General features: G+C 69.7%; 18 protein-coding genes. 8 read left to right on the forward strand and 10 right to left on the reverse strand.

Annotated elements, in window-relative coordinates; genetic code table 11:
• Window positions 1-15: 15 nt before the first annotated feature.
• Window positions 16-3054, reverse strand: coding sequence for a putative Ig domain-containing protein (locus tag CG740_RS34325; protein WP_100579229.1), 3039 nt, complete (start codon window positions 3052-3054; stop codon window positions 16-18).
• Between the two features lie 264 nt (window positions 3055-3318).
• Here CG740_RS34325 and CG740_RS34330 point away from each other — a divergent pair, with 264 nt between their 5' ends.
• Entirely contained in the window at window positions 3319-3756 is a 438-nt protein-coding gene (locus CG740_RS34330) for a DUF5990 family protein (RefSeq protein WP_100579230.1), read from the forward strand.
• A 111-nt stretch (window positions 3757-3867) separates the two neighbouring features.
• Here CG740_RS34330 and gdhA read toward each other — a convergent pair whose 3' ends face one another.
• Both gdhA and CG740_RS34340 read right to left on the reverse strand, forming a co-directional pair.
• Window positions 3868-5217: an NADP-specific glutamate dehydrogenase gene (gdhA, locus tag CG740_RS34335; protein ID WP_100579231.1), complete on the reverse strand. Its 1350-nt coding sequence runs from the start codon at window positions 5215-5217 to the stop codon at window positions 3868-3870.
• 355 nt (window positions 5218-5572) lie between these two features.
• Window positions 5573-6220, reverse strand: coding sequence for a TetR/AcrR family transcriptional regulator (locus CG740_RS34340; protein ID WP_100579232.1), 648 nt, complete (start codon window positions 6218-6220; stop codon window positions 5573-5575).
• A 152-nt stretch (window positions 6221-6372) separates the two neighbouring features.
• On the opposite strand from CG740_RS34340, the gene CG740_RS34345 reads away from it, so the two are divergent.
• Window positions 6373-7866, forward strand: a complete 1494-nt coding sequence (locus CG740_RS34345; protein ID WP_100579233.1) for an MFS transporter — start codon at window positions 6373-6375, stop codon at window positions 7864-7866.
• Between the two features lie 205 nt (window positions 7867-8071).
• The gene (locus CG740_RS34350; RefSeq protein ID WP_199846658.1) at window positions 8072-8287 is read left to right on the forward strand and encodes a DUF6243 family protein; all 216 of its coding nucleotides are present in this window, start codon (window positions 8072-8074) and stop codon (window positions 8285-8287) included.
• Window positions 8288-8430: 143 nt separating this feature from the next.
• Here the strand turns inward: CG740_RS34350 and CG740_RS34355 are convergent, their stop codons facing one another.
• Both CG740_RS34355 and CG740_RS34360 read right to left on the reverse strand, forming a co-directional pair.
• Window positions 8431-8751: an HIT family protein gene (locus CG740_RS34355; protein ID WP_234376646.1), complete on the reverse strand. Its 321-nt coding sequence runs from the start codon at window positions 8749-8751 to the stop codon at window positions 8431-8433.
• A gap of 137 nt (window positions 8752-8888) precedes the next feature.
• A complete protein-coding gene (locus CG740_RS34360; protein WP_100579235.1) occupies window positions 8889-9482 on the reverse strand; it encodes a CGNR zinc finger domain-containing protein in 594 nt (197 codons plus the stop codon).
• A 102-nt stretch (window positions 9483-9584) separates the two neighbouring features.
• Between CG740_RS34360 and CG740_RS34365 the strand changes: the two genes are divergently transcribed.
• Window positions 9585-10766, forward strand: coding sequence for an epoxide hydrolase family protein (locus CG740_RS34365; protein WP_100579236.1), 1182 nt, complete (start codon window positions 9585-9587; stop codon window positions 10764-10766).
• Window positions 10767-10834: 68 nt separating this feature from the next.
• On the opposite strand, the gene CG740_RS34370 is transcribed toward CG740_RS34365, so the two are convergent.
• The 3 genes from CG740_RS34370 to CG740_RS34380 all read right to left on the reverse strand — a co-directional run bounded on the left by CG740_RS34370 (window position 10835) and on the right by CG740_RS34380 (window position 13696).
• Window positions 10835-12094: an ankyrin repeat domain-containing protein gene (locus CG740_RS34370; protein WP_100579237.1), complete on the reverse strand. Its 1260-nt coding sequence runs from the start codon at window positions 12092-12094 to the stop codon at window positions 10835-10837.
• 104 nt (window positions 12095-12198) lie between these two features.
• Window positions 12199-12795 (reverse strand): NADPH-dependent F420 reductase, encoded by a 597-nt coding sequence (locus CG740_RS34375; RefSeq protein WP_100579238.1) that lies wholly within the window; start codon window positions 12793-12795, stop codon window positions 12199-12201.
• Window positions 12796-12877: 82 nt separating this feature from the next.
• Entirely contained in the window at window positions 12878-13696 is an 819-nt protein-coding gene (locus tag CG740_RS34380) for an inositol monophosphatase family protein (RefSeq protein WP_100579239.1), read from the reverse strand.
• Window positions 13697-13833: 137 nt separating this feature from the next.
• Here CG740_RS34380 and CG740_RS34385 point away from each other — a divergent pair, with 137 nt between their 5' ends.
• The 4 genes from CG740_RS34385 to CG740_RS34400 all read left to right on the forward strand — a co-directional run bounded on the left by CG740_RS34385 (window position 13834) and on the right by CG740_RS34400 (window position 17596).
• Window positions 13834-14739 (forward strand): LysR family transcriptional regulator, encoded by a 906-nt coding sequence (locus CG740_RS34385; protein ID WP_100579240.1) that lies wholly within the window; start codon window positions 13834-13836, stop codon window positions 14737-14739.
• A gap of 436 nt (window positions 14740-15175) precedes the next feature.
• The gene (locus CG740_RS34390; protein WP_100579241.1) at window positions 15176-15823 is read left to right on the forward strand and encodes a fasciclin domain-containing protein; all 648 of its coding nucleotides are present in this window, start codon (window positions 15176-15178) and stop codon (window positions 15821-15823) included.
• A gap of 102 nt (window positions 15824-15925) precedes the next feature.
• Complete coding sequence (locus CG740_RS34395) at window positions 15926-16411, forward strand: peroxiredoxin (RefSeq protein ID WP_100579242.1); 486 nt, start codon at window positions 15926-15928, stop codon at window positions 16409-16411.
• Window positions 16412-16537: 126 nt separating this feature from the next.
• Window positions 16538-17596: an NAD(P)-dependent alcohol dehydrogenase gene (locus CG740_RS34400; protein ID WP_100579243.1), complete on the forward strand. Its 1059-nt coding sequence runs from the start codon at window positions 16538-16540 to the stop codon at window positions 17594-17596.
• Window positions 17597-17647: 51 nt separating this feature from the next.
• Here the strand turns inward: CG740_RS34400 and CG740_RS34405 are convergent, their stop codons facing one another.
• A complete protein-coding gene (locus tag CG740_RS34405; RefSeq protein WP_100579244.1) occupies window positions 17648-19492 on the reverse strand; it encodes a glycoside hydrolase family 15 protein in 1845 nt (614 codons plus the stop codon).
• Window positions 19489-19737, reverse strand: a complete 249-nt coding sequence (locus CG740_RS34410) for a hypothetical protein (protein WP_159030479.1) — start codon at window positions 19735-19737, stop codon at window positions 19489-19491. Before CG740_RS34410 ends, CG740_RS34405 begins: the two co-directional genes overlap by 4 nt.
• Between the last annotated feature and the right edge of the window lie 105 nt (window positions 19738-19842).

Raw genomic sequence — 19842 nt, forward strand, 5'->3', positions numbered from 1 at the left:
CGACGGTGGTCGGTCCTACAGACCGACGGTGAGGGTGAAGGGCTGGGTCGCGGTTCCCGCCGTGTTCTTGGCGGTGAGCGTGAGGTGGTACGTGCCGGGAACCAGAGTGGTTCCGGTGATGGTCGCCGTTCCGTTGCTCGCGGGGGTGAACTTGAAGCCCGCCGGCAGGGTGCCGCTCTCCGTGAGGGTCGCGGTCGGGCTGCCCGTAGTGGTGACCGTGAAGGCGAACCGGGTGAGAATTCCGGCGACGGCGCTGGACTTGCTCGTGAAGGCCGGGGACTGGCTGACGGTGATCGTCAGCGGGCCGGTGGCCTTGCCCGCACTGTTGGCGGCGCTGATGGTCAGCGGGTAGCTGCCCCCGCTCCCGGGCCCAGGGGTGCCGGACACGGTGGCGGTCCCGTTGCCGTTGTCCTTGAAGGTGATCCCGGACGGCAGAGCCCCGGACTCGGTGAGCGCGGGGACCGGCGTACCCGTGGTGGTGACGGTGGTGCTGAACGCGGTGCCGACCGTGGCGGAGGCGGTGGTCGGGCCGGTGACCACGGGTGCGGTGCCGGGGGTGCTGCCGCCGGCGGGCACGGTGACCGTGATCGAGCTGCCGGCGCCCACGGGGGCCCAGGCCGATCGGGTGCCGCCGTAGGACTCGCCGAAGTCGGCCCCGTTGACCGTGCTGCCGGCGGGGACGGTGACCGGCACCGAGACCGCGGAGCCGCCGGAGTTCGCGACCACGACGGAGCCGTTCTGCACCGTGGCCGTGACGTCGGCGGCGTTCCTCGCGGTCGCCCAGGCCGCGGACTCGGCCAGCACCTGGGACTGCGTGGCGTCGGTCATCTGGACCAGCGGCGCGGTGGACCAACTCGCGTACTGCGCCTGCATGTTGCTCAGCAGCGTCAGCAGCGTATAGCCGTAGTCGGAGGTGGTTCCGCCCACGGTTTTCGACGCCGGCCCGATCAGGTTGGACTGGTGGGCGTAGTTCATGCGCGGGTCGTCGGCCAGCACATGGCCGAGCATGATCCGGGACTCGGAGGCGAGCACGGTGGCTTCGGTGGCGGGAGTCGTGGTGCAGGTGGTGGACGGTGTGTTGGAGCACTTTCCGGTCTCGGCCGGATACTGGCCGTCGCCGATCGAGGAGCCGGCGGCGACGTAGGCGGTGTTGTACTCGTTCAGCTCGTCGGCCCAGTTGGCCGCGTTGTAGTAGATGTTGCTGGGGTAACGGGGTGCCGAGGCCGCGCTGTTGCTGGTCCCGCCCGCGCTGGTGCCGTTGATCGTGTACGACTGGGGCTGGCGCGAGGCATCGGCGCCGAAGACGCTGACGCCGGTGTCGGCGAAGGCCTTCGGGGTGTTCGGGTTCTCCAGGCCGGAGTGCTCGCCGGTGACGACGGAGTGTGCGGAGAAGTTGCTCAGGCCGTTGTTGGCGGCGAAGGCGTCATTCAGACCGATCTCCTGCTCGATGCTGGAGTCGGCCGTGGAGCTGCTGGCGGGGACCCAGCCGGCGGCGTTCGCGCAGCCGATGCCGGGGTCGGTGGCCGTCGGGTAGGTGGCGGTGCTGCCGGGGCCGCCGCCCGGGCTGGTGGCCCCGGTGTCCGTGAAGGAGTAGGACGTGGCCGAGCCGGCCGGGTCCTCCTTCACCTGGCCGACCAGACCGAAGTCGGTGGAGCCGGCGGGGGCCCGGTAGACGTTGTACCCCCAGAAGCCGGTGCCGCCGGAATACCGGGACTCCAGCTGCGCCAGGCTCGGGCCGCCGCCGTTGGGGGCGTCGGGCCAGGACAAGGCGACCGATCCGTTCGCCGCGACCGTGATCTGCTGCGGAGTGGAGGGCTCGGATTCGCCGTAGGCGGTGGCCGCCGTGATCTCGTAGCTGTAACCGCCCGAGGCCAGCGCGCCGTTCGTACCCGCGACCGGTACGTCCGCGGGCTGCGGGGCCGCGACCGTGCAGCCCAGGAACATGTGCGACCAGGTGTGGTTGATCCAGTTGAACGACGCCTGCTGCTTGAGGAGTTCGTTCACGAAGGCCGCGTCGTTGGGGTAGGCGGGGTCGACGGTCTGCCCCGGGTCGGTGTAGGTGGTGCCGTTCACCGCGGTGCTGCCCGAGCAGTTGGCGTTCGACGCGTCAGCCGCGGTGGGCGTGGTGCACGCGCCGATCGCGTTGAACGCGAACTCCAGCTTGATGCCGGTCTGCTTCTCCCAGTTGGCCACGTAGTCGACGTCCGCGGCGCTCATCTGGGTGTCGGGCGGAGCGTCGGCCGCGTTGCCGCCCACGCCCGGCGGGCACAGGACGTCGTTCGGATCGGTGGCCGCCGGGGTGCACTGATACTTGTTGCTCCACTCGTTGTCGGCGATGAACACGTCGTCGACGTCCTGCCCGAAGTAGTTCCGGTACAGGCCCAAGTGGGTGTTCTGCGTTACCCAGTTGATCAATCCGGGGCTCAGCAGCAGCCACGGCAGTTGGGTGGCGTTGTAGTTGAAGGTCAGTGCCAACTCGGCGACACCGGCCTGCGCGTCGGTGGCCGGATGCTGGTAGACGGCGGCGAGCGTCTGGCCGGCCGCGTTCTGTAGCCAGGGGGTGACGGGTGCGCCGCTGACCGGAGTCGCCGGATAGCCGTAGGACCCGGTCTCGAAAGGCACCGGCCCCTTCAGTTCCGGCAGCGCGGCAACACCGGACGACGTCAGCTGCGCGGTCCCGCTCATCGCACCCGAGCCGGCGGGGGTCAGTCCCACCGAGGCCGAGGGATATACGTATCCGTCGATCTGACGTACGCCGAAGCTCGACTCGTAGCTGTCCAGGGCTGTCAGCTGTCCTGAGCTGAACCACACCGGCGAATCCGCGAACACCACGCCGTTGTAGTAGCCGTGTGTCCCGCTGGAGAGCGGCGGCAGCGAGACCGTTTCGCTGCCCAGGTCGCCGGTGGAGTTCACCAGGCTGTACGCGACCCCTTCGGTGTCCAGGGCGTGCTGCCACGCGAGCGTGGTCGGATCCTCCTGGCCGCCGCCGATCAGGAGGACCTTCAGATCCAGTTGCGGAGCCGGGTCCGCGAACGCGGGCGCCGACGCCGACACCTGTGTCGATATCGCTAACACGAACGCGGCCGCCCCGGCAACAGCCCACTGTGCTGCACGTCTTATCACTGACTTTCTCCCCAACAACTCGTCTGCCCCGACCGCCCCTTGAGTAAGACCGGGCGGCTAGCGCAGCATCCGGCGCTCTGGGTGCGGTGAACATGGACATGGGAATATCCAGAGCAGAACTTCAGCTGCCTTTGCCGGACCGGCCTCCTGGGATGCCGCGGCGGAGCCGGCTGCCGTGCGGTGGATGATGGAGCCATGCTCGTTCGCATCGAGGGATCACGGCTGCCCGGCCGGGAGTGCGGTCCCGAACACCGCAACGTCCACGTTGCCGTACAGCGGCGTGACCGACCCACGGAGCTGCTCGGGCCGCACCCCGGCGATGCGCCATCGGCGGAGTGGGAACTGGAGGTCACGGCCACGCCCGTTGAGGGAGGGTGGGACCTGAGGGGCCCCTGTGTCCAGGGCCGTCCGGGCGGCAGGTTCCTCTACCTGTCCTGGGGCACGGTCGACGCACACGGGACGTTCGCGATGTTCCGGAGGGCGAAGCTTCTGTTCGACGGCATCGCGCCCGCGATTCTTGCGTCGGCTGTCGAAGGGGGCCTGCTGGTGGGGAGGTTGGGGCTGACGGACCCGCAGGGGAACCCGCTGTGCGCGGCTGTCCGGCCACCTCTGATCGAGTGGTCCGCCTCGTAGCGGCCGGGTACGGATCGATCCCCGGCGAGACCGCATCACCGCGTCCTCGCCGCGGAACGCCCGCCTCGCCGCCATCCCCACATGGCCGGCGAGGCGAGCGGACCGAACGGCTTAGATCACGCCTTGGGCGAGCATGGCGTCGGCGACCCGCTCGAAGCCGGCGATGTTGGCGCCCGTCACGTAGTCGCCCGGGGCCCCGTACCGCTCGGCCGTCTCGTACGAGACCGCGTGGATGGACCGCATGATGCCGGCGAGTTCGTCCTCCACCCGCTCACGGCTCCATGCCACCCGGCCCGCGTTCTGGGCCATCTCCAGCGCGCTGACGGCGACACCGCCCGCGTTGGCGGCCTTGCCAGGGCCGAAGGCGACGCCCGCCTCCTGGAAGAGGTGCACCGCTTCGGGGGTGGTGGGCATGTTCGCGCCCTCGGAGACCGCCTTGACGCCGCTCGCGGTGAGCGCGCGTGCGTCCTCCACGCCCAGCTCGTTCTGCGTTGCCGACGGGAAGGCGACGTCCGCCGGAACCTCCCAGACCCGGCCCTGGCGTACGAAGCGGGCGGACGAACCGCGCCGGGTGGCGTAGTCGCTCACGCGGCCCCGCTCGACCTCCTTGATCTGCTTGAGCAGAGCCAGGTCGATGCCCTTGTCGTCGACCACGTAGCCGGACGAGTCGGAGGCCGTCAGCGGGTTGGCGCCCAGCTGCTGGAGCTTCTCGATCGTGTAGAGGGCCACGTTGCCGGAGCCGGAGACGACCGCGCTGAGCCCGTCGAGGGACTCCCCGCGTGCCTTCAGCATCTCGGCGGCGAACAGCACGGCACCGTAACCGGTGGCCTCGGGACGGATCGCGGAACCGCCCCAGCCCTGGCCCTTGCCGGTCAGGACGCCCGCCTCCCAGCGGTTGGTGATGCGGCGGTACTGGCCGAACAGGTAGCCGATCTCGCGGCCGCCGACGCCGATGTCGCCGGCCGGGATGTCGGTGTGCTCACCGATGTGCCGGGACAGCTCGGTCATGAACGACTGGCAGAACCGCATGACCTCGGCCGCGGACTTGCCGTGCGGGTCGAAGTCGCTGCCGCCCTTGCCGCCGCCGATGCCGAGACCGGTCAGGGCGTTCTTGAAGATCTGCTCGAAGCCGAGGAACTTCACCACGCCGATGTCCACCGACGGGTGGAAGCGCAGGCCGCCCTTGTACGGGCCCAGCGCGCTGTTGAACTCCACCCGGTAGCCGCGGTTGACGTGCACCCGGCCGTGGTCATCCGTCCACGGCACCCGGAAGATGATCTGCCGCTCCGGCTCCAGGAGCCGCTCGACGAGCCCGGCCTCCGCGTACTCCGGGCGGGCCGCGAGGACCGGACCCAGGGTGTCCAGGACCTCCCGTACGGCTTGGTGGAACTCGGGCTGCCCGGGGTTGCGGCGCTCGATGTCTGCCCGCAGTGCGTCCAGCCTGTCCTTGGGGTCGGTCACAATCGGTTCCTTTCCGACGTCTGTTCCGGCGGGCGTGCGGGCCCAGTTCACAGTGCCACACCGCGGTTCGGGCAACGTCGCCGGTCCACCCCTTGGCACGGCCCGGCCGCACGGCTTCACCACGCGTGGTCACCGTCGGACAGCCGCCCTCTGCCGCCCCGCCGCCTTCATGCCGATGAACGGCATTCGCGTGCTTTGAACTGTCCGGTCGGACTTGCGCAGTGGAGACGTCGGGCCGACAACATCGGTTGCGACGCGGCGCGTTGCTGCCGGGCCGGAGGGGCACGGGTACGGGTTCGGGGGGTGGGTGCTTCCGGTGCCTCACGCCAGGCGCAGCGGGCTCGCCTCGGCCCGCTCAGGCCCCCGCTTGCAGACGCAGGCCCGCCAGGGTCAGTTCCAACGCCGAACGGAACTGCTCGATGTCGTCGTGCCCGTCGAACTCGTCGACGATCTCGTGCACGAACGGGAAGTCCGCCGGGTCGAGCTCTCGCCAGGCCTGGGCGTAGCGGCCCAGGAACTCGTCGCGGCCCACCGCGCCGTCGAGCACCTCCTGGGGCGGCTCCTGGCCCAGGTCGATGGCGGAGCCGACGACGACCCCCACGACCGCGGACACGGCATGGAATCGCTGACGCGCGGTGAGGTCCAGCCGGAGGGTCTGCTGCCCGAGCTTCTCGTAGAGGCGCAGCGCGTTGCCCTGGACGTCCGTGTTGCGCATGAAATACGCCCCCAGCCAGGGCCTTTCCATGATCGCGTCGAAGAGGGAGACGGCCATCGCGCGGAGGTCGTCGATCGGGTCGTCGTGGGACGGGAGTGCCTCGATGTCGGCGAGCGCGGCCCCGATCACGTGGTCGGTGGCGCGGTCGAGCAGCTCGTCCTTGCTCGCCACGTACCAATAGATGCTGGCGACGCCGCCCCCGAGGCGCTGCGCGAGCGCCCGGAAGGTGAGCGCGGGCTCTCCTGCCTCGTCGAGCAGGGCCACTGCCTCGGTGAGGACCGACTCCATCGAGTGCGAAGCCCGTCGACGTCCTCCGCGGGGGCGGTCCTGCTGGGGAGCCATGGCTTCACCTCTCGTTTTGCATCGTATCGAACGTTGTTCTATCGTAGCTCATCGTACGCCGTTCGATAACGGAACGCTGTTCGATGACAAGGACTGCCATGACCACCGCCCCGCCTCCAACTCCCTCGCGCGCCTATCCGTCGTTGCGCGCGGCGTGGATCCCCCTGGCAGCCCTCTGCCTGGCCTTCTTCGTCGAAATGGTCGACAACACCCTGCTCTCGATCGCGCTGCCCACGATCGGCCGCGACCTCGGCAGCGGCACCACCGCGCTGCAATGGGTCACCGGCGCGTATTCCCTGACCTTCGGCGGACTGCTGCTCACTGCCGGCTCGATGGCCGACCGGCTCGGCCGCCGCCGGGTGTTGCTGGTCGGACTCGCCGTGTTCGGCTCGCTGAGCCTGTGCGTCGTCCTCGTCACCACGGCCGGGGAGCTCATCGCGCTGCGTGCCCTGCTCGGCATAGCCGCTGCCGCGATGGCCCCGATCACGAACTCGCTGGTCTTCCGGCTGTTCGACGACAAGGCCCTGCGGATGCGGGCCATGACCGTGATGATCGTCGTCGGCATGTCCGGCTTCGTCCTCGGACCGCTGCTCGGCGGCACCGCGCTGGCCCACGTGAGCTGGGAGTGGCTGCTGGTCATCAACGCCCCGATCGCCCTGATCGCCTGCATCGGCGTCCGCCTCGGCGTCCCCGCGGACCGCCCGGAGGACCTGACCAGGGACGCACTCGACCTGCCCGGCGCCGTCCTGAGCGTCGCCGCCATCGGACTCGCGTGCTACTCGCTGACCAGCGGTGTCGACCACGGCTGGCTCTCCGCGGCCACCCTCGCCTCGATCGCGGGCGCCGTCGTGGCCGCGATCGCTTTCGTCCGCCACGAGCGCGGCAGCGCGGCACCCATGCTGGACCTGCGCCTCTTCTCCAACGGAACGGTCCGAGGCGCGGCCGTCGCGCAGATCGGTACGTCCATCGCGATGGCCAGCGTGATGTTCGGACTCATCCTGCACTTCCAGTACGCGTACGGATGGAGCCCGGTGCGGGCCGGGCTGGCGAACCTGCCGATCATCGTGACCATGCTCGCGGCCACCCCGCTCTCCGAGTGGCTCGCGCGCCGCTTCGGCCACCGCATCGCCTGCCTGGTGGGTGCTGCCTGCCTGGCCGGTGCGCTGGCCGGTCTGTCCTGGGGCGTCTACCACGGGTACGCCGCCATCGCGGTCTGCATGGTCCTCATGACCGTGGGGCTGCGCACCGTCATGACGATCTGCGCGGTCGCCCTCGTCGACGCGATGCCGAGCAACCGCACCTCGATCGGCGCCGCCCTCAACGACACGGCGCAGGAGGTCGGATCCAGCGTCGGCACGGCGGTGGTCGGCACCCTGATCGCCGCCCTCGTCACCACCCAGCTCCCGGCCGGCACGTGGAGCAGCGGGCTCGTCACGTCGTTCTTCCACGGCGAGCGAATCACCTACGCCGTTCTCGCCGTGCTCGTCGGCCTGATCGCCGCCGGCGGAGCGCTGAGTCTCACCAACGCCCGCACCGTCGAGGAGCATGCGGCGGAAGAGCCGGCGGAAGGCTCGGTGGAAGCGGCTGCCTGAAGAGGGCCGGCCTGGTCACCGGGTCCGGGGTCGTGGAAAAGCTGGTGCCCGGCGTTCCCAGAAGCGGGTAATGTCTTTGTCATGTTCTTCCAGACGCCGATTTACGAGTGAGCCGTGAGGGGCCCCCGCTGACGCCCTTCGGCCTCGTCGGCCGGCGCCCCCGAGGCAGCCGCAGATCACTTCGACATCAATACCGGGAGAACCCGTGACCGTGAGCAAGAACATCAACAACCCCGTGGGCATGGGCGGCGGCCAGCGCAAGAAGCTGTCTCGCGCCGAACGCCAGAACAACGGGCCGCACCGCAATCTCGACCGCCGGGCAGCGGCCGACCAGAAGGCGGAGCTGGTACGCAAGATGCGCGAGAAGGCAGGCGCGGCTGAGGAAGCCGGGCAGGGAAGCGAAGGTTCCCCGCAGAGCTGAAGCACCGCCGCCGCAGGGCGGCGGCTCATGGCAAACAGGGCCCGTACCGCCATTCGCGGTGCGGGCCCTGGCTGCTGAGTGTCCAGAACCGACGAGATGCCAAGTCCCGCTCCCCGGGACCATGGTCCGCTGGTCTCGTGCGATCAAGTGCCGAGCGCCGCCCTCAGCCGTGCGCAGATGTCCTCGACCGCTGCCGCGCCCGGTGGACGGTTCGCCTCGGCCATGGCCAGTTGCAGCACCGGCCCGTAGGCGTCGAAGCGGGCCATGTCCTCCCTGCGGGCCGGCTGCACCAGGAAGTGGAGGTGGCCCGGCACCGCGTCGGCGTGGGACCACAGGCAGACGTAGACCTGGTCGGGCTTCAGAACCGCGGTGACCGCTGCGCTGGTTCGCTGGAGCAGGGGACCGAGTTCCGCGGACTCGCGGCTGGTCAGGTCGGCGACGTGAACGACATGTCGGATCGGCATGACGGCCAAGGTGCCCAGCCCGAGCGGGCCCACCGAATGCTGTACGACCCAGAGAGGTGTCCTGAAAAGCGTTCCACCCGGTAACGGACGATCGCCACCGATGAATGCGCAGGCCGTGCATGCGTTGTCGATCTCCGTCATCGCGACCTCTGCGGTGTCGAGGGAGGGCCGGGTTTTGCACGCTGGTTGGCATGGAATCGCGCCTTCTTCTGACGGTTCCCGCACGTGTTCATGTCGCACCATTTGCGGGTGCGGCTTCGACTCGTGTCGAAGAAGGCGGCTTGACAGGTCGGCGATGCGCACAGGGCCAGTTGGCCGTCCCGTTCGCCCGCGATGATGCTGATCGCATCGGCGGCGATCACGCCGAGGGCATCCTCCACGCCGGTGGCCGAGTTGAGCCGCCACTGCCGTTTGCCTTCGGGCGTCAGCGTCACCGTGGCCCGCCCCTGGGTGCTGAAGCCGTTGAGGACGTCTACGGCGGCCGGGGGGAGGGCCTCCTGGACCGCGGCCGCTGTCGCGGCGGCGTGAATCGCCTCCCGCAGCTCCCGGGCGAGGTCGAGCTGAGCAGCGGTGCAGGCGTCCACGGGCAGGCCGTTCACCGTCAGCCAGTCGACGAGGCGTCGTGGCGTGGGAATGCGCTCCAGGGCGTCGCCATGACGCTCCGACAGCGTCCCCGTGAAGCTGGTGGCCAGCACACTGCCGAGGCGGAAATCGGGGAACGAGGCGCTCATGGAACCACCTTAGCCGGTTGCGGCACGGCCGGAAAGGCTGTTAGAACCGTCATAGCCGGTTCGCAGCAGGCGCCGGCGGCTCCGCGATGGCCAGGAGGTCTCATGCCCCGCCCAACCAGCGACATCGACGACGTAGAAGCATGTGCGACTCGGGCAACCGACGCCGAACTCGACGATCTGCGCGCGCGGCTGACCGCGGCGCGACTGCCGGAGGCCGAGACGGTCGCCGGTGCCGGGCCCGGCCCGCGCCGATGGGAGCAGGGCGTTCCTCTCGCGGACCTCGTGGAGGTCGTGAACTACTGGCTCACTCAGTACAGTTGGCGGCCTTTCGAGGAGCAGCTCAATCGAATCGGCCAGTTCCGTACGACCATCGACGGGCTGGGAATTCACTTCCTGCACCGCCGCTCCGCGCGCGCGGATGCCACCCCGCTGGTCCTGACGCACGGCTGGCCGGGCAGCATTGCCGAATTCGTCGATGTGGTGGACGAGTTGGCGAATCCGCAGGACGCGAGCTCGCCGGCGTTCCACGTCGTGGTTCCGTCGCTCCCGGGATTCGGCTACAGCGACAAGCCGACCACCACCGGCTGGGGAACCGAGCGGATCGCGGCCGCGTGGGTGGAACTGATGGGAAGGCTCGGCTACAGCAAGTTCGTAGCTCACGGCGGCGATTGGGGAGGCAACATCACCACCGTTCTCGGTGGCAGGTTCCCCTCGCACGTGCTCGGCATCCATACGCTGTTCGCCGAGGCGCCACCCGGGTTGACGACGGACGGCCTGACGGCGGCCGAGCGCAAGTGGACCGAGGACACCCGCGACTTCTGGCGGCACCGCGCGGCGTACGCGAAGCAGCAGGCGACCCGGCCGCAGACCATCGGCTACTCGCTCGTCGACTCACCGGTCGGGCTGCTCGCCTGGATCCTCGACAAGTTCGCCGAGTGGTCGGACACCGGGGACAGCCCGTTCGAGACGATCTCCGTCGACCGGGTTCTCGACGACGTCACCCTGTACTGGCTGACGCGAACCGGCGCGTCGGCGGCCCGCATCTACTACGAAAGCCACAACTCGCTGGATCCCGAACTCCGGGTCGACGTCCCGTCGGCGATCACCATGTATCCCCGCGACATCGAGAAGTGCCCACGTCCTTGGGCGCAGGAGCGGTACCGGCGGATCGTGCGCTGGAGGTCGCCCGAGCACGGAGGGCATTTTCCGTCGCTGGAGGTCCCCGGGTTTTTCGTCAAAGATCTGCGGGAGGGCCTCGCGGCCGTGCTGGCCGCATCACGGTGATTCCGCATCACGGTGATTCCGCATCACGGTGATTCCGTATCACGGTGATTCCGGCGCGGTCGAGTGGTTCAGCCGGCGGGGCGCAGCGCCCGGTGGTGGTACCGGACGGCGTGGAACTCGCCGTAGTAGGGCGAGTCCTCGTCGACCGGTTCGAGATCGCGCACCACCTCGTCGCCGCGCGGATCGTCGCGGAGGAACAGCTGGATCGCCGCTGTCACCCGTACGGCCTCGGACTCGTCCTGGAGACGGGCGGCGAGGGCGTACGAGGGGGCGGGAGAATCCGGGGTCGCCCGTGCGACTGCCCGGCAGGCCCCTGCGCGCACCAGGGCGTCCGCGTCCCGGGTGCACGTCACGACGGCGGCCAGTGCCTCGGGATCTCCTTGCGCGACCATCTCGTGAAGGCCGGAGAGTGCGTTCAGCCGGACCTCCCGGTCGGCGTGCCGGGTGAGTGCCGACAGCGGTTGCTGGGCCCGGGGATCCACGGCCTGGGACAGGCCGGCGGTGAGCGCCCGCATCACCCGGGGATCCTCCTCCGTGGCGGCCCACGGGAGGAAGAGGTCGACGAGTGGCATGTCGAAGGCGCCGTGTCCGTCCTCGGTGACGTTCTCGTCGAAGAGATGGATGAGACGGATCACCTCGGCTCCGCAGTACCGCTCCAGAGGGTTCGGGCTGGCCCGCAGGGTGACGGCCTGCGGCCAGACGTCCGTGGCCCGGCGCGCCTGGAGTGCGAGCGTCGTCGCCACCCACACCGGCTGCTCGACGTCCGGCTCGGCGAGGGCGCGGCCCATCAACTCTGCGAAGCTCGGCTTGATTCCATAACGGGGCTCCAGCTCGGTGAGGAGCGCGGTGTGTCCGTTGCGGACCGTCAGGCCGCCGAGCGACAGCTCTTCGCAGACGTTTCCCCAGCAGTCGACAGCGGTTTTGCGCACCATCGGTTCCGAAGTGCTGCCGCTCCTGCGGCGCAGCTCCGCCTCCGCACCCGTCAGGTGCCAATGCCGTGCGAGCTCCAGGGCGTTACGCCCTTCTGGGTCGGTGAACCCCGGATCGGCTCCCGAGCAGATGAGCACGGACGTGATCTCGCAGGCACCGAGATCCACTGCGCGCAGCAGGGGCGAACGGCCGTCGGCGGCGGGTTGGTCGAGGTGGACCGGCCGTTCCGACATCGCCAGTTCGTCGATCACCCGGAGGTCGAAGGCGTCCACGGCCAGGCAGAGTGCCGGTGTGCCGTGTTCGTCGGCCGTGTTGGGGTCGGCGCCCGCGGCCAGCAGGGCCCTCACCCGCTTGGCATGGCCACTCCGCACTGCCGCGATCAGCGGATCCTCACCCATGTCCGCGCACCCGCCTCCCGGCCCACCCAGGTCCCGCACCTTCGCCAGCACGAGAACCCTATACGCTCCGGGCCCGCGTTTCCCCAGGTCAGGGGCGAGGATGGTCAGCGGGCGATCGAGATCGCGAAGGGCGCGAACCCGCTGGAGCGCATCACATGCGGTACGAACAGTATCGCCGCCTCGGTCGCGCGGGCGGTCTGGATCCCGCCGAGATCGGTGATCCACTCCTTGCGCCAGCCGAGGTCGATGAGCAGGTCGCGGACCGTCTGCTTGGCCTGCGGATCCTCGCCGGAGAGGAAGGCGTCGGGGGCCTGCGTGAGCGCTGCGGGCGCGGTCATCACCGGGAAGAGCATGGTGTTGAGCGTCTTGACGACGCGCGTTTCGGGGAGCGCTTCCTGGAGTTGCTCGGCGAGGCTGGACCCTGGGTAGACGAGGTCGGCGGGCAGTCCGTCCGGTCCGTCGACGGTGGCGTTGGAGACGTCGACGAGGATCGTGTCGCGCAGTTCTTCGCGCAGGGCCACGAGCCGCTCCAACGAGCCTGCGCCCGGGGTGGCGTTGATCACGATGCCGGCTGTCCGGGCAGCACCGGCGGCGGCGCCCGGCGTGCGGTCCGCCACGGTCACCTCATGCCCGGCCCGGGTGAGGGCCGCGGCCAGGTTGCCGCCGACGCGGCCGTTTCCGAGAACTGCGATCGTGGTCATGCTGATCTCCTGTGCGGGTGGGTTGGTGAGTGTGTATGTGCGCTGGGTGGGTGCGTGCGTGTGTGCGGGCAGTGGTGTGCGGTCAGCGCGAGAGCGTGGTGACGGCCTCGGCGTGGACGCCGGGTGCTGCGGCCAGGAAGCTCTCGCTCTGCGGGGTCCAGGGGCGGCCCTCGGCGTCGGAGATCCGTCCGCCGGCCTCGCTGACGAGCAGAGCCCCGGGAAGCAGGTCCGCGCGCGCTCCGGCGAACTGCCAGAAGGCGTCGATCCTGCCCGCGGCCACGTTCACCAGATGCAGGGTCGCGGGCACGGAGGTCCGGACGACGAGTGCGTCGAACAGCATCGCGGTGATCGAGGCGCCGACGCGCCGTACGACACTCTCGTCCTCGTCCGGCCGGGCCTGGCTGGTGGCCACGATGCCCAGGCCGAGGTCCGCGGTTCGGGAGACGTGCAGCGGACGGCCGTCGAGGTACGCGCCCGCGCCCTTGAGCGCCGTGTAGGTCTCGCCGGTCAGCGGCAGGTGGACCACGGTGAGCACCGGCTGGTTGTCCCGTACCAGGGTGGCCGTGACCGCCCAATCCGGCAGCGCGTGCAGGTGGTTGACGTTGCCCTCGGCCGGATCCACGACCCACCATTCGCCGGTCGGCAGCGCTCCGCCGTCCAACTCGTCCTCCACCCAGCCGGCTTCGGGCCGCAGCCGCGTGAGGCGGGGGCGCAGGATGTCGAGAGCCGCGTCGTCGTTGGCGGCGAGGGCGCGCATCAGCTCTTCGCGGGTCCCGTACCGGACCACCTCGCCGAAGCGCTCGCGCAATACCGAACCGGCTGCGCGCACCGCGCTCTCGGTCTCGCCGAGCAGCTCGGCGTCGGAGGCGGCTGCATCGGTGGTCTGAAGCGTTTCGGACATGGTGGTACTCCCTTATGAGGTGGGGTGATGAGGCCGGTTGGGCCTGACCGCGTGTTCCGTCTTGCGCCTTCACCACGAAGGTATAGAGCCCCTGGATTAACTACAACTGCATGTCAGGCACGGATAGGATTACTCGCATGCAATTGGATTTGAATCTGCTCACCGCCCTCGACGCACTGCTGGAAGAGGGAAGCGTGGCCGGGGCGGCCGCGCGCCTGCATGTCACCGCGCCCGCGATGAGCCGGAGCCTGGGACGCATTCGACGTTCGACCGGGGACGAGATCCTGGTGCGCACGGGCCGCACGATGACCCCGACGCCGTACGCGATCGCCGTCCGGCAACAGGTGCACGAGCTGCTGCACCAGGTCCATGGCGTGCTGGCACCGAGTCGCGAACTCGATCTGGCGACGCTGGAGCGCACCTTCACCCTGCGCTGGCACGACTCCCTGGTCGCCCTGAGCGGCCCCGAACTGCTCGCGTCCGTACGCGAACAGGCGCCGGGTGTGCGATTGCGCTTCGTCGCGGAATCCGGCATCGACACCCCCGAGTTGCGGCGCGGCGAGGTCGATCTGGAGGCGAACGCCAACGGGCCGAGCGCACCCGACATCCGGACCGAGAGCGTGGGGGAGACCCGCCTTGTCGTCGTCGTGAGGCACGACCACCCGCTCACCCGCGTCAAGGCCGTCACCGCCCAGCGGTACGCCGCCGCCGAACACGTCACCGTCTCGCGGCGCGGAAACCTCAGCAACGCCCTCGACGACGCTCTCGCCCGGCTCGGGCTCACCCGCCGGGTGGTGGCGACCGCGCCCACGGAGGCGGCCGCGCTGGAGTTCGCGCGCGGCTCCGACTTGCTGGTCAGCGTTCCCGAAGCCACCACGCGGTCAGCGGTCGCCGACCTCGGCCTGGCCGTGCTCCCGCTTCCGCTCGAACTGCCGTCGGCGCCGATATACCTGTCGTGGCATCAGCGCTACGACACCGACCAGGCCCACGCCTGGCTACGCGGACTGGCGCGCGCCGCGCTGACCGTGCACGAGGTGTCGTAGCCGGCCCGGGCCGGCCGCCGTGTGGGCCCGTACGGCGAAGGCATCCCCGGGGTGAGGGCTCGGGAGCGCAGCGGAACGTGCGGGGCGTCGCCCGTCAACACGTAGTCGCTGCGCACTCATTGGAGTGAGTGACCAATCCCGTTGCGCGCAGGCTCCGAATACGTCCCGTGATGAACATTCCGAGCAGCGGGATACGCCTTCCGCCCGCCGTCCCGTCCGGACGGCCCGGCGGGGTCGCGGCGAACCGGAGGGAGCGGGCCGCCGCACCCGTGTGCACCGGCCACCGCGCCTTTCGCACCGGCCACCGCGCCGCTGCTGAGGGACTGAACCTCGCCGCCGTCTCGACCACACCCCGCGCCACTCGCACGGGCGTGCCCAGTCCTGTCGGGCGCTACCTGTTGTTGCCGAACCCATCCTCATTCTTCTTGGAGCAGTCATGAACGCCCTGCGTTTCCGTCGTACCGCGATCGCCGTCACCGCCGCCGCCGTCCTGCCCTTCGCGCTGAGCGCGTGCGGGGGCAGCGACAGCAAGAAGGACAGTTCGGCCGCCACGGAGGCGGCTGCTCCGCCGGCCTCGCAGTCCGCCACCGGGAGCGACGCGTCGATGACGGACAAGCCCTTCGGGTCGGCGTGTGCGTCGGTGCCGAAGGACGGTGCCGGTTCGTTCGACGGGATGGCCAAGGACCCGGTCGCCACCGCCGCCTCGAACAACCCGGCGCTGTCCACCCTGGTTGCCGCGGTCAAGAAGGCGGGCCTGGTCGACACCCTCAACAACGCCCAGAACATCACCGTGTTCGCCCCGACCAACGACGCCTTCGCGAAGATCCCGAAGGCCGACCTGGACAAGGTCCTCAACGACAAGGCGATGCTCACCAAGATCCTGACCTACCACGTCGTGGGCCAGAAGCTCGCGCCCAAGCAGCTGGACAACGGCTCCTTCGACACCCTGGAGAAGGGCAAGGTCACCACGACCGGCTCGGGCACCGCGTACAAGGTCAACGACAGCGCCAACGTGGTTTGCGGCAACGTGCCCACGGCCAACGCCACCGTCTACATCATCGACAGTGTCCTGATGCCCAAGTAGTCGCGGCTGACGGCAGGTTGAGCAGTAGTGAGGTCGGGGGCGGGCCGTAACGCGGCCCGCCCCGACCGTAAGGTGAACGCATCAGACGAGGAGGGACCGACCGTGGCATCCATTCCGCAGCAGGGGCAGGCCGTTCCGGATTTCCACCTGCCCGGTGGCGTCCTGGCCGAGGGCCGGTTCGAACGCGGCGAGTACCGGCTGGGCGCCGAGCGCGGTCGTCCCTTGGTGCTCGCCTTCTACCCGGGTGACGACACCTCGGTGTGCACCCGCCAACTGTGTTCCTACTCCAGTGGGATGGGCGCTTTCGCCGACTGCGGAGCCGACGTCTGGGCCGTCAGCCCGCAGTCGCTGGACAGCCACGAAGCGTTCGCCCGCAAGCACCGGCTGGCCCTGCCGTTGCTGGCCGACACCGACCGTACGGTGGCCCGCTCCTTCGGCATCGCCGCTCCCGGGATCGGCCTGCGGCGGGCCGTCTTCCTCGTCGCTCCCGACGGCACGCTCTTCTGGAAACACGTGGCGCTGCTCGGCGCCACCTTCCAGAGCGTGGACACCCTGACGCGTGAGCTCACCCGCCTCCAGGAAGGCTGAACGGCCGTTTGCGATGCCCGAGGGCAGGTACTCGTTCTCCCACCCCTGAATGCGTGCAGGCCGCTTTTGTGAGGGTATGGGGGAAACGTATCGATCACTGGTAACTCGGGTAAGGAGCGTGACGCGATGTCCACGACGGTTCCGGCGCTGTCCACCAGCAAGGCCGGCTCACCGTTCGAGAGGATCACCCTGGAGCGCAGGGACCTCCGACCGAACGACGTGCGGATCGACATCCGCTACGCGGGGATCTGCCACTCGGACATCCATCAGGCCCGGGACGAATGGGGTGTCGCGATCTTCCCGATGACCCCGGGGCACGAGATCATCGGTACCGTCACCGAAGTGGGTCCGGAGGTGACCGCCCACCGTGTGGGTGACGTGGTCGGCGTCGGATGCTTCGTCGACTCCTGTCTGGAGTGCGAGGCGTGCCGCGACGGCGAGGAGCAGTTCTGCTCCCGTGGTGTCGTCCAGACGTACGCCCAGAAGGACTACCAGGGTGACGTCACCTACGGCGGGTACAGCCGGCAGATCGTCGTGCGTGACCACTTCGTCCTGAAGATTCCCGACGGAGTGGACCTGGCCGCGACCACCCCGCTGCTGTGCGCCGGAATCACCACGTACGCGCCTCTGAAGCGGTACGGGGTGGGGCCCGGCGTCAAGGTCGGGGTCATCGGCATGGGCGGCCTGGGCCATGTGGCCGTGAAGATCGCGGCGGCGCTCGGCGCCGAGGTGTCGGTGCTGAGCCGGACGGACTCCAAGAAGGAGGACGGCCTGGCCTTCGGTGCCCAGCACTACTACGCCACGCAGGACGGGAGCGCCTTCGATCGCCTCGCGGGCCACTTCGACGTCCTGCTCAACACCGTCGGCGCGGGCATCCCGCTGGACAAGTTCCTCGGCACCCTCGGCCGGGGTGGCACCATGGTCAATCTCGGCGCCCCCAGCGATGCGCTGGAGATTCCGGCCTTCGCGCTGCTCACCATGCGCAGGGCGGTGGCCGGTTCCATGGTGGGCGGTCTTGAACAGACGCAGGAAATGCTCGACTTCTGTGCCGAGCACGGCATCACCGCCGTCATCGAGCTCATCTCCGCCGACCAGGTGGACGAGTACTACGAGAAGGTCGTCAGCGGCGACGTCCGCTACCGCGCCGTCATCGACACCGACACGCTCGGAAGTGCCGCGTCCTGACGCCGAACACCCTGCGGGCCGGGCCCCGAGCGAGGGGCCCGGCCGTCGCCGTCACATCACCTTGTCGAGGTTGACGGTCGCGCTGATCAGGGCGAGGTGGGTGAACGCCTGGGGAAAGTTGCCCAGTTGCTCACCGGTCGTGCCGATCTGCTCCGCGTAGAGCCCGACGTGGTTGGCGAAGGTGAACATCTTCTCCAGGGCGAGGCGCGCCTCGTCGGTCCTGCCGCTGCGTGCCAGAGCCTCCGCCCACCAGAACGAGCAGATGGAGAAGGTCCCTTCGAGGCCGTCCAGGCCGTCGGGTGCCTCGCACGGGTCGTAGCGGAACACCAGTGAGTCGGCCACCAGCGAGGCGCGCACGGCTTTCATCGTGGACAGAAACCTCGGGTCCGTCGGCGACAGGAACTTGACCATCGGCATGATCAGCACGGATGCGTCGAGCACCCGGGAGGGTGCCGCGCCCTCGCCGTGCAGCCGCTGCACGAAGCTGCCGAGCTCGTCGTTCCACCCCTCCGTCATGACCTGCCGGTACATGGCGTCGCGGGCCGCTGTCCACCGCGGGAGGTCGGCCGGCAACCCCCGCTGGCGGGCCATCCGGACCATCCGTTCCACGGCCACCCACGACATGATCCGCGAGTACGTGTGACGCTGGCGCCCCGCGCGGGTCTCCCAGATCGACTCGTCCTCGCCGTCCCAGTTCTCCAGGAGCCAGTCGAGGATCGTGGTCAGGTTCTGCCACGCCTCGTAGGAGATGCCGGAGCCGTGCTTGTTGAACAGGTAGATCGCGTCGACGAGTTCGCCGTACACGTCGAGTTGTAGCTGGTCCGCCGCCCCGTTTCCCGTCCGCACCGGGGCCGAGCCGCGGTAGCCCGTCAGATGCTTCAGCTCACACTCGGGCAGCTCCGAGTCGCCGTCGATCGTGTACATGGCACGCAGCGGCCCCGCTTCGCCGTGGGCGCAGGCCTTGTCCAGGCAGCGGGTGAGCCAGCCGACGAAGGCCTCGGCCTCCTCGGTGAATCCGAGCCGGAGCAAGGCGTACAGGGAGAACGCCGCATCGCGGATCCACACATAGCGGTAGTCCCAGTTGCGGTTGCCGCCGATGCGTTCGGGCAGGCCCAGCGTCGGGGCGGCCAGGACCGCGCCCGTCGGCTCGTGCGTGAGCAGTTTGAGGGTGAGCGCCGAGCGGTGGACCATCTCGCGCCAGCGCCCGCGGTAGAGCGACTGGCCCAGCCATCCGCGCCAGTACGCCACGGTCGCGTCGAACAGCCCCTCCGCGGCGGCCTGTTCCAGCGGTCCCTCCTGGTCCGCGTCGCCGTCGACCTCCAGGACGAACAGCACCTGATCGCCCTCGTCCAGGCTGAACTCGGCCTGCGCGTCGCCGCCTTCGACGGTCAGGTCGCTGTCGCTGCGCAGCCTCAGGACGAGGTCGTCCGAGACGAACCGAACCCCGCCCTCGCATTCCTCGGCCCGGTGCCGCGCCCTGCCGTAGTCCAGCCGTGGTGCGATCCGGGTGCGCATCCGCATGCTGCCACGCACCGACCGCACCCGGCGCACCAGGCGCTGGCGGTGGCTCTCGTCATGGGCCCGCAGCACCGGCATGAAGTCCTGCACCTCGACCATGCCGTCCTCGGTCAGGAACCGGGTGATGAGGATCGCGGTGTCGGGGAAGTAGAACTGCTGGCGCGACGCGGTCCCGCAGCCGGGCCCGATCTCCCACACGCCGCCGCGCTCCGCGTCCAGGAGCGAGCCGAAGACGCTGGGAGAGTCGAACCTCGGGGCACAGAACCAGTCGATCCGCCCGTCCGTTCCGACCAGGGCGGCACTGCGCAGATCGCCGATCAGGCCGTGCTCGGCGATCGGCAGGTACGCGGAGGGCTCCTGCGTCTCGTCACGGATCATGCCTGTGGCCCCCGTCCCCGCCACACGCGTGCGCCGGCATCTGCGCCTCCCCGGTCCCGGTGGACGAACAGCAGCCGCTCGTACGCCTCCCAGGGGACACGCCAGGACGCGGGCGGCCGTCCGTGCCGGTGCGGGCCGTACGGGGCCGGGAGGAGCTTGCGCAGGGTCTGACCGCCGGTCCCGCCGAACAGGACGAGGACCCGCAAAGATCCCTCGGCGGTGCCGGAGCCGCTCCGTCCGCTCATGCGTCACTCGCTTTCGGTGAAGACGTGCCGGGCGCACTGCCGCCCGATCCGCCCGCGGACGGCGTCCCGCGCAGTCGGGGGGCGCACAATTCGTGAACGGGTGGA

Source organism: Streptomyces sp. CB01201 (genome assembly GCF_002803085.1).
In the GTDB taxonomy this organism is placed as follows: Bacteria; Actinomycetota; Actinomycetes; order Streptomycetales; family Streptomycetaceae; genus Streptomyces; species Streptomyces hundungensis.